Source organism: Pseudomonas sp. NFACC46-3 (assembly GCF_900114515.1).
GTDB lineage: Bacteria > Pseudomonadota > Gammaproteobacteria > Pseudomonadales > Pseudomonadaceae > Aquipseudomonas > Aquipseudomonas fluorescens_Q.
This window is the reverse complement of the sequence record NZ_FOTH01000007.1, coordinates 25,914-38,769: the sequence shown is the minus strand read 5'-3', so window position 1 is coordinate 38,769 and position 12,856 is coordinate 25,914. Positions and strand designations below refer to the sequence as shown.

The window sequence follows — 12,856 nt, the reverse complement described above, 5'->3', positions numbered from 1 at the left end:
AGATATCCGAATCGCATTGGAGCCATTCTAACCAAAGCGATGGAATTATGCCCATCTCAGCTCTCGAAGGACCGGTTCAAATGCCTCGAGGTGCTTTCTAGTCAGCAGATCCAGATCGCGCGAGCGCCTGCAGCACCTCGATTGCTTTCTGGGCATCACCTTTGCCCACAAAAATGTGGTCGTGGTAGTAAGCCGCGATGACATTACAGCTGATGCCAGCATTTCCCAGTGCAGTTGCAAAAGCAGCCGTCAAGCCAACGGCATCCAGCGCCGAATGGACGGTCAGGGTGATCCAGGCGGCGACATATTCGAATTCAAGACCCAGCGCCAGAGCTGCGGATTGCTCGAGGATGACCGTCAGGCCTTCCTTCTCCCGAAAGCTCCCCAGCACTTCCTGCCCCTCCAAGATGTTGCTGTTTTTGACAGTGCAGAAGACATAGTTACCCTCATTCAGCAAAGGGCTCATGCCATGGAGTAGCTTTGCTATTGATTTTTCACCCGACATTTCATAAGTCTCTATTGATTGTTGACGCCCCAGTCTCGGATTTTTTCGCGATAAGAAAAGTTAAATTTCATGATGCGGGATTAGCAAACCTAATATTGCATGAGGGCGTCTGGCATCTTGTCTTGTGACTCCTCTTGGTACCCCTAAATGGGGCTGTGGCCACCGCCGTCGCGGGGTGGATAACGGTAATAGCATAGTCGGGAGGAGGGTAACGCCAACACTCAAACGAGTATTGAATAGGAGATTCCAGTTCTATTTGTTTGATTTAAGTCCATTGTAGAACTCACGCACCATTTCTTCGGAGACGCCCATGTTCTGTCGAAACTTACTGGGGCGTAAATCATGGTCCCCATTGTACTTGACGTCTATTCCGGAGCCGAAATCCTAGACTGCATCATGAAGCTCTACCTTTATCATAACTGCGAGATTCATGGGCGTCCCATATTAAGCCTTGGAGTAGAGCCAATGATGAAGAGCGGCTAGATCCTTTCAATGGCTTGCTGCTTGCTCCTCACTTAGACGTTGCCTTCGATCAAGGATTGATTACTTTCGGGGCGTCGGGGGAGCTGGTCATCAGTCCGATGCTGAGCGTTGAGGACGCCCAACGTCTCAATCTTGACGTACGCCAGCGGCTGTCCCAAATCGAGAAGCGGCATGAGTACTATCTTGCCTGGCATCGTGAATGGATTTTTCAGTCTTTTAAGTCGATCCAGTGACTGCTGACGTCGCCAAACTCAAACAAGGGTGCTGAGCCCAAAACCGGCGGTGCGGATATGGCAAAGCGCCAGTCGGCTAGTGTAACGACTATACGGGATAGTCAAAGTTACAATGTGGGTCAATCATCAGGCTGGTGCAAGGCACGCTGCGGCTCCTGATACTTTCTATGAGCGTCATGCTGGCGATCTTCAGTTTCCTTCTGCGCTTGGCGTTGTTGCTCAGCGAGGGGCGGATACCAAATCCATCGATCCTTCACTTCTTGTTCATACGTCCAGACAATCCCGTAGTACAGAGCAAGCAGAGATACCACAACTACCCCCCAGGTCAGGTGCGATTGGAGCAGCCTCATGATTGATGGGGTGTGATGCAGGTAGCCCAAAATGTAGTCACTCGCGACCAGTATCGTCAGCCCTGTGAGCAGAGTTCTTGCATCGTTTTTTTTAACTTGACCCTCCCTGACGTCCAAACTGTGCTGGACGCAGAGTTTGAGCAAGAAATCACTTTTCTCTTCAAGCGCCAGCCTTTTCAAGTCCCTCGGCCGCACGCAGTCCGGTGGGAGCGGATGGTGCTCCGGGGTAGGCTGCGCCAAGACATTAAGAACGTGGACGATGGCCGGTACAACTAGTGAAACGAAGCACATGAATACGAGTGACGCACACAGTACTTTGCCGGCGTTGGTGAGGACGGTTTCGGTATCAAAGGAGGAACTGGCTAGGTCGTGGCCCGTTAAGACAATCAATGAGATATCAGCAAACAGGCCCACGTAGACTGCTTTCAAGCACCAGTTGAAGTCCCATATCTTTTCTATAATTCCCGATGCTAGTCCTGAAGCGACGGCTTTAGCGTCGTTGCCGGTGTGATGCTCTGCATTCATGTGGTTTTCCGGAATTTCATACAGCATCGCGATTGGACGCCGGCAACCTTTCGCCGCCCTCGGGAATGCTGCATAGGGCCTGAAGAATGGCGTCTAGTGAGTCAGACCGAAGCTGATCGGCACGAGATAGGCGGCCAGGATTCTGAAATCCAATCGCCACCCGTCCTCAATGCAGTGCAATAACAAATCCTGACTCAGATCGACTCAAGGATCTCTCTGCGACGACTGCTGTATTCGTCCTCGTCAATGAGATTGCGCTCCTTAAGAGACAACAGCTTTTGTAGACGCGCTTCGATGTCGTTCACAGGCGGCGCTGCTACATGGACATCCAGGGAGCGCTGACTGGCATTAGCACATGCGGCATTGATGTCGTTCATCAATGCGACTTCGTCAAAGACCGTTTGGCCTTTCTTGTCGCGCATAAGGTTTGAATATGCGCGCCCTAGTGCCAAGGTCTGCTGGCGTAAATCTGCGTTGCGAGGGTCGGCTTTGAGATTCGCCAGTGAGCGCTGGTAGGCCTCTCGTGCTTCTGTCTTTGCCTTTTCCTGGGCGTGAGCCCACCAAACTGCGATGACTACGACGGCAATCAGAATGACCCAGATCATTTCAACAATCCCTTGATGGTGTGAGTGAAGTTTGGCGAATGATACTACATAGCCATCTTTCGTCTACGCAAAGGGCATTCGCTATAGGGTTAGCACTGGCCACGCTTTTAGGGTCTGCGGCTGTAGACAAAGTTTCGGCTCGTCCATGTCGCGACCTGCGCAGGGGCAATGTGATGAGGTGGCCAGCGTTTCTTGAGGCTTAGCAAATGAGAAGCCAGTCGAGTCTCGCGGCTTCTCGTGAGGAAGGCTAGGTCATGGTGCGTTCGAAAATTTTGTCCGCTTTCCACGAAGGGTGGCAAAAGAGTAAACACTTATCCATAGGCCGTTTAACATAATATACATTATGTGTACTCTCAGGTATTCCCACGGCCCCCATTGATGGCTGGATTTGAAGCCAATCTCATCCTCTCAATTCAATGCTGTACCGTGACGCCATCGATATCCCTCAACTAACTGTCGCCAAGTTCTCCGTGTTCCCAAAAAGGCAAATAACGTACTAAGGTTTAAATCGCCTGCTGAATGGGTGCGATTTCCTACACACGACCTTAGTGCGACATACAAGGATAGACAGTATGAATGCCAGATCGGACCCTGGCGGTGACGGCATCGTCCTGGCATTGGGAGCCGCCGAAAGCGTCGACAGCGTGGCCTACGCTTATGGACACGCGCGCTCGACACTCTGGGATCACCCACGCAATGCCAACCTGCGCCAGCAACACCCGGACGGGACGACGCTCGCGTCGGGGGATTTATTGTTCGTTCCCCCGCGCACGAAAGCGACCTTCGAACAGAACGCCACCGGGCGAAGGCACACTTTCCGCGTGCTGAACACGCCTGCCTTGCTTCGGTTTCGTCCTTATGCGCTCGCCGGACAAGGCCTGGCGCGCCACTTTGAAGTACTGCGTGGTGACACGCTGCTGGGGCGTGGCACGGCTGAAGCGAACGGCGATATTGTCTGGCCGCTCGAGCCAACCGCCGATGACATCACCGTACGCGTAACCTTTGACGGCTTCTCCCGCGACTATCCATTGAGGCTTCGCGCGCTCGACCCGATCAGCACCCTCAAGGGCGTGCAACAACGCTTGCGTGGTCTCGGCTACTTCAGCGGCGAATGCGATGGCCAGATGAATGACGCGACCCGGGTGGCCATCGGTGCTTTCAAGATGCAGGCCGGGTTGCCTGACGACGATGAGTTGCTGAGCAATGCCGTACGCGCGACGCTCCACGGCTACCATGGAGAGGCCTCCCTATGATCCAGGTTCACAAAACGCCAACGGCCCCTCCCGCGCTACAGCGCTCGCATGCTGAGATGCAAAAAGGCATCCAGGAAGCTGTCCAGGCTGGCGCCATGGTGGTCCTCTGCACCAAAGGCACCAACACCGCCAAAACAAAAAGTGTTCCAAAAGGCGCGGTGAAGATCGTCATCGACGACGATCAGTACAAGCCGCCTCACGCCAAGGCGCTGCTGAAGGTGGACCAATATGGCAAGTGTGCCTTTTGCGAGGCGCGCTTCATGAGCACCGCAGGCGGGGATGTCGAGCACTTTCGACCGAAAAAACGCCACGACGGTTTCGTCCCTGTGGGCGGCCAGGCACTCGATAACCTCGGCTATTTTCAATACGTTTATGACTGGAGCAACCACTTGTGGTCATGCAAGGAGTGCAATGAGACCTACAAGAAAAACTACTTCGACGTGATACCGGACAACCTGACGACCCCACCGCCGCGCCTGGAAGACTTCGACACCGAGGACGAGTTCTGGGCAGCCATTAACGAATGGGGTCGTTTGGGTCCACCGCGACACGACGCATGGAACAACCCGAGCAATGCCGAAAGGCCGGTGTTGATCAATCCTGTCACCGAGAATCCGCGCGAACACATCAGCTTCGATTCAGAGACGGGAGAAGCCGTCCCCGCTCCTCTCGACGACCTTAACCAACAAATGCAGCCCACGAGCGACAGGGGTGGCAAGAACATTCTTGTCCTCGGCCTGAACCGCAAGGAGCTTGTGTTCGCCCGCATGCGGCACCTGGCAATGTTGCGAGGCGTGTTTCTGGAGATGACCCACAGCCTCGACCTAACGATCGAGTTCCTGAAATGGCAGCGTGGAGACGAGTGGTTCAAGACCCTGACGGTGCCAACATTGCGCGACAAAGTGAAACGCTACACCGCTTACCCCGTGTCGGAGAATCAAACCCGCTCGGCCATCGAGTTCTTGTATTACTCCACGACGCCCCAGGCGCCGTTTTCGGCGTTGGCGATGGATGCCTTTGCCTGCTGGAGCCTGGAGCTGACCAGACACGTGCTGCAGTCACGCGAGCACATCACTCAGCTGCAGGCCGCACAAAGCGGGAATGCCCCGGCCACCCGCAGCGTCCACGAACTTCCCCGGCTCGGCGTGCATGCGGTCATCCTGGCTACTTACCAAGCGGACATGGAGGCGCTGAAAGCGTCGCGTGACACCCTTGGTGCGTATGCCCCGTTATGGAATGCCGGATTTGAGCAAACGCACATCGAATACGTCTGCCGGGACCGCCTGGCAAAGGTCATGGCTCTGCACGCCAAATTTTACAAGGACCAAAAAGGCTATCCCCGTCACGACCCGGCTTTTGTCACTGCTTTTCTGAGCCACGAGCGCGATGTCCTTGATGTCTGGAATGCCCTGGAAACCTATGAGTGCGACAAGGATACATGGAGCAGCGCGATGGACACGATGAACCAGAACCTGACGGAATATGGGCCGGATCTCGCAGAAGACCTCACTGCCCATTGCAACCAGATCGTCGTCAGACTCAACCATGCGACACAAGCGTTCAACCTGAATCGAAGCTTGAATCAGACAGCGCCCTGGTGCGACGAAGTGGTCAGGATCGGTCAGGCTGGTGAGCAACTTACCGCTGAGCTCGACCGTCGGTGCCAGGCTTGCGCAAACGAAGATGTGAGCAACAGCACCAGCAGCATGCGCGTCACACTGAAGGAAATTGCCGAGGCCGTCGCTAAACTGAAAATAGGCAATATTCCCGAAACAGTGATGCCATTTCCGTTGCCAGCCCCACCAAAACCCTGGATCACGCCCAAGGCCACCGGGCTGCGCAAACGCGCCGGCATGCCCCAGAATTTGGACGCCGCGTGGCAGCATATCCGTCTCAAGTCCAATTCATGAGCCCTTCCAGCGCTCCACCGCACGCTGATCCAATTCCGGAAACGTCACCTGACAGTTGCCCGGATCAAGGCCATCCACCCTCGCCCGTCCGAACGCGTCAAGCACACCGCTGTGCTGGGTCCCGTTTGGTAATGCAATGACATAGGATTCCCCGGCAACGGGCTGCCCCTGCATATCCAACAACTCGATCTCCACGAATGTCAGTACCACCGGCTCAGGTCGACTGGCAGATTCGGAAGAGGCTTTTACTGGCAGACGCCTGCGGGCTGCGGCGGACACCGGCGCAACGACCTCTTCTACAGCGACCGAGGCCGGTACGCGAACCGGCATCGGCCGTTGGTATGGAAAAACGTAAGCACACAGCTCCCCGCGCCATAATTTGCTGGCTACCTGGCGGTGAACTTCGCGATCATCCAGCAGATGGACCAGAGACTCCTGGGCGGATAACAGCGCGCGCAAACGGTGTATCTGATCGGCTCCGGCAAAATGTCGGTGAATAAAACTGTCGGCCTGCCACGGTTCACGCATTTCGATCCTGGTCGCCCCGCTCCCCCCTTGCTGCATGGACGGACCGTCAGCAAAGCTGGATCGAGAGCCCAGTTCGATGCGATCAGCCCCGTAAAAAAAACATATCCGCATAGGCTGCCAGTCCCGGGCAGGAGGATGAAGGAGCAGTCTAGATGATTATCATGGAGACCCTGCTACAGGCCATTGATAAGTCCGGTGCTCAGTGACTCAATCCTGTAAATGACATCGCACACGCTGCAGCTCATCGCCCAGCAAGGCCTGAGGCTTCTCGCAGCCAGTGGTGCATAGACTGCACCGTTCGCGGAAGAAGCAGCCGCTCGGTAGTCGGCGGTTCCCTGGTAATTCGGTCGGCGCCGCGACTTGCTCGTCGTGCAGTGGCACGCCCAGTCGTGGTACCGCCTCGAGCAACAAACGGGTATAGGGGTGACGTGGCTGATCGAGCACTTGAGCCACGCTACCCAGTTCAACGATTTGCCCCAAGTACATCACCGCTACCCGATTAGCCATATGACGCACCACGGATACGTTGTGAGAAATCAGGATGTAAGTCAGATTGCGGGCACTTTGCAGCTCTGCCAGCAGGTTGAGAATCTGCGCCTGAACCGAGATGTCCAGCGCCGATGTGGGCTCGTCCAGGACAATGATATCCGGGTCTGACGAAAGGGCTCGGGCGATGGCGATGCGTTGACGCTGCCCACCGGAAAACTGATGCGCGAAGCGGTCCAGATATTCCGGGCGGATGCCGACTTGGGCCGCGACCCTGGCGGCTACATCGCGCATCTGCGCATGGCTGACATGGCCTCGGGCGTATAACGGCTCGGTGATGATTCTCCAGATAGGCAGACGCGGATCAAGGGACGACTGTGGATCCTGGAAAACAATCTGAACGTTCCTGCGACCTTCGCCGCTGCGATTGGCCCAATTCATCTCCCCGCTGCTGGGCGGCAGCAGGCCCATCAACAGCTGGGCCAAGGTGCTCTTGCCGCAACCTGACTCGCCGACAACCCCCAGGGTCTCGCCTGCCCGCACCTGAAGATCAATGCCGTTCAAGGCGTGGGCATATCCACGCGGTCGCCCCAACCAGTCATTGCTCACGGGGAAACGAACGTGAACATCGTCAAGTTGAAGAATCGTGGGAGCCATTTGGGTGATGGGTTGAAAGACGGCACTGTTCATCACGAAAGCTCCTTGACCGGTAACCAGCACGCGCTTTTACGTTGGTCATTACCGTTGATAGTGTTGAGATTCGGGCGCTTGCTACAAACCGGCATGGCGTATGTACACCGCTCCTGAAAAGTACAGCCCACGGGCAAAGAGGCCAGGTTCGGCACCTGACCGGGAATGGTCAGCAGCGGCTGGCCCGGCTCGACCATTTCCGGCAGACCATTGAGCAAACCTTGCGTATAGGGATGTTGTGGATTTCCCATGACATCGGCCGTGCGACCCTCCTCGACCACTGCCCCTGTGTACATGACGTAGACCCGGTCGCAGAACTGCGAAACCAATGCCATGTCATGGGTGATGAGCAAGATGGCCGTGCCCCGCTGCCTGGCTTTTTCTCGCAACAGCAACAGCACCTGGCGTTGCACGGTCACGTCGAGGGCCGTTGTCGGCTCGTCGGCAATCAGCAATTGGGGTTCGCAGGAGAACGCCAGCGCGATCATCACCCGCTGGCGCATGCCGCCAGACAGCTCGAAAGGATAGCTCTCCAATACCTGTTCCGGACTGGCGATGTGCATGTCGCGCAACAGTGCGATCGCCTTGAGACGGGCTTGGGCGACGCTGATCTTCTGGTGATGAATGATCACATCGAGCATTTGCCTACCGATGCGCCGGGTCGGGTTCAAGGCGGTCATCGGCTCCTGGAAAATCATCGCGGCATCGCGCCCACGAATCGTCAGTAACTCTTTTTCAGGCGCTGCCAGCATGTCACGACCGAGCATGCTCAAGCTGCCGGCGGTGATGCGATAGCTGCGCTCGGGCAACAACCGCATGCTGAGCATGGCCGTGACCGACTTGCCCGATCCGGACTCGCCGACGACGCCGACGATTTCCCCGGGATTGACATGCAGCGACACGCCGTTCAGCGCTTTGACGTTGTTTTTGTAAGCCGGGAATTCCAGGCTCAGGTTGTCGATGGACAATACTGGACTCGACGTCTGCATGGTCACTTCCCCTGTTGCCGTGGATCGAGCAGATCGCGTACGCCATCGCCCAGCAAGTTGAACCCGGTGGCCGTGATCAGAATCGCCAGGCCTGGAAAGGTCGAATACCACCAGTTATCGAGGATGTAGTTGCGCCCGGTGGCGACCATCGCACCCCACTCGGCCGTAGGTTGCTGCGCTCCCAGGCCGATAAAGCCCAGGGCCGAAGCCATGAGGATCGCGCTGCCGATATCCAGGCTCAGTTGCACCAGCAATGGCGGCATTGCGTTGCGCGCCACGTGCCAGTGCACCAGGTGCCAGCGCCCTGCCCCGAAGGTTTGGGCGGCCTTGACATAACCCATCTCGCGGATGCTCAAGGCTTGGCCGCGGGCTAGCCGGACATAGGACGGAATTCGTACAAGCGTAATCGCCAGCATCGCGTTGAACAGGCTCGCCCCCAACGCAGCCGCCAAGGCCATGATCAGCACCAGCGAGGGCACCGACAGCATGATGTCCATCAGGCGCATGATCAATGCGTCGAAACGACCACCGATGACCCCGGAAAAGCACCCCAGCAACCCGCCGATAAAACAGGATGCAAAAGCCACGAACAGACCGACACCCACCGACTGCTGGCTACCGAACAGCACGCGGCTGAACAGGTCGCGGCCGACTTCGTCGGTGCCGAACCAATGGGTGCTGGATGGCGGCGTCAGGCGTTCGGCCAAGTTCAGCGCGTTGGGGTCGTGACTGGCGAGCCAAGGGGCGAAGATCATGCACAGCAAGACGACACAGGTGATCGCCAGGCCCGCCATGGTCAGCGGACTGCGGCGGACGCGGTAGGTCAGATAGGCGATTTTTTCGTTCCAGCGCGGGCGGCGCGTGGCCATCAGGGTAGCGGACATTTCAACTTACCTCGCCGATGCGTGGGTCGATCACGCGGTACACAATGTCGATGGCCATGTTCAGCAGCACATAGATGAACGAAACCAGAATGGCGAAGCCCATCACCGCCGGGAAGTCCAGCGACTGGATCGACTTGACGACATAGGCGCCCATGCCGGGCCAGGCGAAGACCGTTTCGGTCAGCACCGCGCCATACAGCAAATCTCCGAGGGTCAGCCCCAGGACTGTCACCGAAGGAATGAGCGCGTTAGGCAGTGCGTGGCGCAGGATCACAGTCCATCGCGACAAGCCGTAGGCGCGGGCGGTGCGGATATAGTCTTCGCCGAGTTGATCAAGCATGGCTGAACGAATCTGCCGGGCGACGACGCCCAAGGTCACGAATCCCAGGGTCGCCGCCGGCAGAATCAGATGCTCGACGGCATCGAGAAACAGCGCGCCCTCACCGGCGAGCAGCGAGTCGAGCAGATAAAAACCACTGATTGTCGGCGGCGGAGCAAGCCCTTCGGACAGCCGCCCTCCTCCCGGCAACCAGCCCAGATGCCCGTAGAACAGAACGATTGCGCCCAGGCCGAGCCAAAAGGCCGGCGTTGAAATTCCGGTGACTGCAAGCGTGCGGGCGATCTGGTCAATCGCCCGATTGTGATAAACCGCTGACAGCACGCCAAGCGGCACGCCGGCCAGGATCGCAAGCACCAGCGCTACCAGCGCCAGCTCCAGTGTCGCCGGGAAGAACGTCTGCAGGTCTTCCAGAACGGGACGGCTGGTGCGTATCGAGGTTCCCAGGTCTCCCTGCACCAGGTCCATCAGGTAACGACCGTATTGTTGATACAGCGGCAGATCCAATCCCAGTTGATGACGTATACCGGCCACCAATGCATCACTGGCCCGGTCGCCAGCGATCAATCGAGCAGGATCACCCGGGATCAGATGCGAAATTGCAAAGGTAATCAGCGAAACGCCGAACACGACCAGCAACAGGCCGAGCAGGCGCTTGCGCAACAAAGTCAGGAAGGCCATTTTGGCACCTCGGTAACACCCGCGACGAAAATCAGAAGCCGCGCCAGCCACGAATGGCCAGCGCGAGGGAGTCGGTTTACTTGCTCATACTGCCCAAGTTGAACACCTGTTCGAGCATGGGGTTGAACACGTAACCCTTGACCGAATCACGCATCGGCAAGGTGTAGCTCTTCTGGTAGAGGTAGGCGTAGACGCTGTCCTTGAGCACCATTTTCTGCGCGCTCTGGTACAGCTCGACGCGCTTCGTGGTGTCGCTATTAGCGGCGGCTTCTCGAATCAATTTGTCGACTTGCGGGTTGCTATAGAACGAGCGGTTGCCCTGCAGGCCCTGCATCTTGGAGTCGAACCAGAAGTTCATGAACATGTACGGGTCGGCAAAGTCCGGGCTCCAGGCACCGACCGCGATGTCGTAGTCCGCCTGGCCGACGCGCTCACGCAGCGTGGCGTTGGCTAGCTTTTCCAGCTTGAGGTTGATGCCCAGTGGCGCCAATGCAGCTTGCAGGGTCAGGCCGATCGGTTCCCAGTTAGGATCCTTGTCCGAATACATGTAGCTGAGGTTGGTGATTTTCTGCGACGTTTTCGCGAGGCTTTCCTTGGCGGCTGCCATGTCCTGCTTCATCGGCGGCAACGAGCTGTCATACGCCCACATGCCGTCCGGGATTGGCCCGTTCAGGAGCTTGGCCTTGTCCCTGAGAATGCCTTTGACGATGCCGTTGTAGTCCACCGCTTCGGTGATCGCGCGACGTGCATCGACGCTGGTCAGTGGGCCTTTTTTGTTGTTCAGGTAGAGATAGGTGACCCGTAGCGACGGGAACTCCTTCACCGCCACGCCGGGCTTGCTGGCAAGAACGCCGAGCTGGTCTTCGGGCATGTCTTCGATGATGTCCAGGTCACCCCGCTCCAATTGCAGACGACGCACGGAGGGCTCACCGATGATTTTGATGACCACGGTTTTCAGCGCAGGTTTGGGGCCGGCGAAGTAGGTGTTGGGCTCCATGGTCAACGACTGGCCTTTTTGCCAGTTGCTCAAGCGGAAGGGACCGGAGCCTGCGGTGTGGCTCGACAGCCAGGCATTGACGTCCGCGCTTTTATTGACCACAGCGGGGTTGATGATCGACGCGCCATTGTGGGCCAGGGTAAACAGGAACGGCGAGAAAGGCGTCTTCAGGGTGAACCGGATAGTCTGCGGGTCGACGACCGCGACCACCATGTCCTCCGGAAATGCACCGGAAGGTCCCTGCTTGAGCGTCATCAAGCGATCAAAGGAAAACTTCACCGCGGCGGCATCTACAGGGGCGCCGTCGTCAAATTTGTTACCAGGTTTGATTTTGAATTCCCAGACCAGATTGTCCGGAGAAACGGTCCAACTCTCGGCCAGGTCACCCTGAACTTCGGTGCTGCTTTTGTCGCCTTCGACCTTGTAGCCGACCAGGCGCTGGTACGACGGGTAGGTAATGGTCCAGTCGTTGTTATCGAAGGTCACGGCCGGGTCGAGGGTCTGGGGGTCAGCGGGTTTGCCGATGACCAGGGTGTCTTGTGGTACAGCCGCTGTCGCGGCCTGCCAGGCGCCAAGGCTCAATGCACTGCACAAAATGCTCAGCAATAGCTTGCCGGCGCCGGGAAAGGTTTTGCTGGTCACGGTGTTCATTGGGTTCATGCCGGTTTCCTTGATCATTCGATAGAGGGAAGTACGTCAGGTTTTTTATAAAAGCTATAACCGGGCAGTTGCAGGTGAAACGTAAGTAACGCTGTCTTGTTATTGTTATCAGCCGCACTGAGCGTGGGCTGCGCGGTGCTATCTGTTGGTGAATCAGTGGTTTTAAACGTCTTCCAGCAAGGGGTAATCGTCGGCATTCGGAAGTTCGTAATGCCACCACTCGGTAGCAATCGCCTGGAAGCCGGCGGCGAGCATGATCCCCACCAGCAGCAATCGATTGCGTTGCACGTCTACTGGCAAGCCGGGATGGAACTGGTGGGATTTCTCTTCCATTGCGTCGAATTCAGTGCCCATATCCAGCGGTTCGCCATCAGCACCGACCAGTGTCAGATCCACCGCCACACCACGGCTGTGATGGGAGCCCAAATGTGGGTCACGCACGTAGTCGTTGTTTGGCAGTGCGTCCCACAACAGGTACTGAGCGTAAGGCGGCCGATAGGCGTCATAGATGCGAAGGGTAAGGCCGGCCTGACGCGCGAGCTGACTGGCCTTGGACAAACAGTCGGCAGCCTGGTGATGTAACAGGCAACGCGCATTTGGATAAATCACTCTTCCTGCCAGGTTGTCTGCACCGGCGTAGATCAAATCGATTTGCAGCTGGTAGCGCTGGGCATCGATCTCTACAAGGGGGCTGTTGTTCACGCCAATACTCCAGTTGGGATTCGGTGGGACGATGAGGA

13 protein-coding genes are annotated in these 12,856 nt (G+C 57.1%); 3 read left to right on the top strand and 10 right to left on the bottom strand.

Translation table 11 applies throughout. The features are described from left to right. Nucleotides 1-97 precede the first annotated feature (97 nt). The gene (locus BM300_RS10090; RefSeq protein ID WP_092346401.1) at nucleotides 98-505 is read right to left on the bottom strand and encodes an ACT domain-containing protein; all 408 of its coding nucleotides are present in this window, start codon (nucleotides 503-505) and stop codon (nucleotides 98-100) included. Between the two features lie 419 nt (nucleotides 506-924). Between BM300_RS10090 and BM300_RS31675 the strand changes: the two genes are divergently transcribed. Next, a complete protein-coding gene (locus tag BM300_RS31675) occupies nucleotides 925-1,221 on the top strand; it encodes an HNH endonuclease (protein ID WP_092346403.1) in 297 nt (98 codons plus the stop codon). 119 nt (nucleotides 1,222-1,340) lie between these two features. Here BM300_RS31675 and BM300_RS10080 read toward each other — a convergent pair whose 3' ends face one another. Further along, entirely contained in the window at nucleotides 1,341-2,096 is a 756-nt protein-coding gene (locus BM300_RS10080; protein ID WP_092346405.1) for a hypothetical protein, read from the bottom strand. A 194-nt stretch (nucleotides 2,097-2,290) separates the two neighbouring features. Continuing rightward, the gene (locus BM300_RS10075; RefSeq protein ID WP_092462731.1) at nucleotides 2,291-2,701 is read right to left on the bottom strand and encodes a hypothetical protein; all 411 of its coding nucleotides are present in this window, start codon (nucleotides 2,699-2,701) and stop codon (nucleotides 2,291-2,293) included. A gap of 572 nt (nucleotides 2,702-3,273) precedes the next feature. Here BM300_RS10075 and BM300_RS10070 point away from each other — a divergent pair. Together BM300_RS10070 and BM300_RS10065 are read left to right on the top strand one after the other, a co-directional pair. After that, nucleotides 3,274-3,954: a peptidoglycan-binding domain-containing protein gene (locus BM300_RS10070; protein WP_092143374.1), complete on the top strand. Its 681-nt coding sequence runs from the start codon at nucleotides 3,274-3,276 to the stop codon at nucleotides 3,952-3,954. Beyond that, nucleotides 3,951-5,864, top strand: coding sequence for an HNH endonuclease family protein (locus tag BM300_RS10065; RefSeq protein ID WP_092462729.1), 1,914 nt, complete (start codon nucleotides 3,951-3,953; stop codon nucleotides 5,862-5,864). Before BM300_RS10070 ends, BM300_RS10065 begins: the two co-directional genes overlap by 4 nt. Here the strand turns inward: BM300_RS10065 and BM300_RS10060 are convergent. From BM300_RS10060 to ddpX, 7 genes are all read right to left on the bottom strand, one after another. Further along, entirely contained in the window at nucleotides 5,859-6,392 is a 534-nt protein-coding gene (locus BM300_RS10060; protein ID WP_139232353.1) for a carboxypeptidase-like regulatory domain-containing protein, read from the bottom strand. The two genes, BM300_RS10065 and BM300_RS10060, sit on opposite strands and share 6 nt — an antisense overlap. Before the next feature lie 207 nt (nucleotides 6,393-6,599). After that, nucleotides 6,600-7,568 (bottom strand): ABC transporter ATP-binding protein, encoded by a 969-nt coding sequence (locus tag BM300_RS10055; RefSeq protein WP_092462725.1) that lies wholly within the window; start codon nucleotides 7,566-7,568, stop codon nucleotides 6,600-6,602. Next, on the bottom strand, nucleotides 7,568-8,557 hold the full coding sequence (locus tag BM300_RS10050; RefSeq protein WP_092143362.1) for an ABC transporter ATP-binding protein: 990 nt from the start codon (nucleotides 8,555-8,557) through the stop codon (nucleotides 7,568-7,570). The genes BM300_RS10055 and BM300_RS10050 overlap by 1 nt, the downstream gene beginning before the upstream one ends. Before the next feature lie 2 nt (nucleotides 8,558-8,559). Next, on the bottom strand, nucleotides 8,560-9,441 hold the full coding sequence (gene ddpC, locus BM300_RS10045; protein ID WP_092143359.1) for a D,D-dipeptide ABC transporter permease: 882 nt from the start codon (nucleotides 9,439-9,441) through the stop codon (nucleotides 8,560-8,562). Between the two features lies 1 nt (nucleotide 9,442). Next, nucleotides 9,443-10,459 carry an ABC transporter permease gene (locus BM300_RS10040; protein ID WP_003201952.1) on the bottom strand — a complete coding sequence of 339 codons (1,017 nt, stop codon included), beginning with the start codon at nucleotides 10,457-10,459 and terminating at the stop codon, nucleotides 9,443-9,445. A 76-nt stretch (nucleotides 10,460-10,535) separates the two neighbouring features. After that, nucleotides 10,536-12,116, bottom strand: a complete 1,581-nt coding sequence (locus BM300_RS10035; RefSeq protein WP_092346417.1) for an ABC transporter substrate-binding protein — start codon at nucleotides 12,114-12,116, stop codon at nucleotides 10,536-10,538. 162 nt (nucleotides 12,117-12,278) lie between these two features. Next, nucleotides 12,279-12,818: a D-alanyl-D-alanine dipeptidase gene (gene ddpX / locus BM300_RS10030; RefSeq protein ID WP_092143352.1), complete on the bottom strand. Its 540-nt coding sequence runs from the start codon at nucleotides 12,816-12,818 to the stop codon at nucleotides 12,279-12,281. Between the last annotated feature and the right edge of the window lie 38 nt (nucleotides 12,819-12,856).

Coding starts and splice junctions, on each gene's coding strand:
- BM300_RS10090 (WP_092346401.1), bottom strand. CDS start 505: ATGTCGGGTGAAAAATCAATAGCAAAGCTACTCCATGGCATGAGCCCT.
- BM300_RS10080 (WP_092346405.1), bottom strand. CDS start 2,096: ATGAATGCAGAGCATCACACCGGCAACGACGCTAAAGCCGTCGCTTCA.
- BM300_RS10075 (WP_092462731.1), bottom strand. CDS start 2,701: ATGATCTGGGTCATTCTGATTGCCGTCGTAGTCATCGCAGTTTGGTGG.
- BM300_RS10070 (WP_092143374.1), top strand. CDS start 3,274: ATGAATGCCAGATCGGACCCTGGCGGTGACGGCATCGTCCTGGCATTG.
- BM300_RS10065 (WP_092462729.1), top strand. CDS start 3,951: ATGATCCAGGTTCACAAAACGCCAACGGCCCCTCCCGCGCTACAGCGC.
- BM300_RS10060 (WP_139232353.1), bottom strand. CDS start 6,392: ATGCGTGAACCGTGGCAGGCCGACAGTTTTATTCACCGACATTTTGCC.
- BM300_RS10055 (WP_092462725.1), bottom strand. CDS start 7,568: ATGAACAGTGCCGTCTTTCAACCCATCACCCAAATGGCTCCCACGATT.
- BM300_RS10050 (WP_092143362.1), bottom strand. CDS start 8,557: ATGCAGACGTCGAGTCCAGTATTGTCCATCGACAACCTGAGCCTGGAA.
- ddpC (WP_092143359.1), bottom strand. CDS start 9,441: ATGTCCGCTACCCTGATGGCCACGCGCCGCCCGCGCTGGAACGAAAAA.
- BM300_RS10040 (WP_003201952.1), bottom strand. CDS start 10,459: ATGGCCTTCCTGACTTTGTTGCGCAAGCGCCTGCTCGGCCTGTTGCTG.
- BM300_RS10035 (WP_092346417.1), bottom strand. CDS start 12,116: ATGAACCCAATGAACACCGTGACCAGCAAAACCTTTCCCGGCGCCGGC.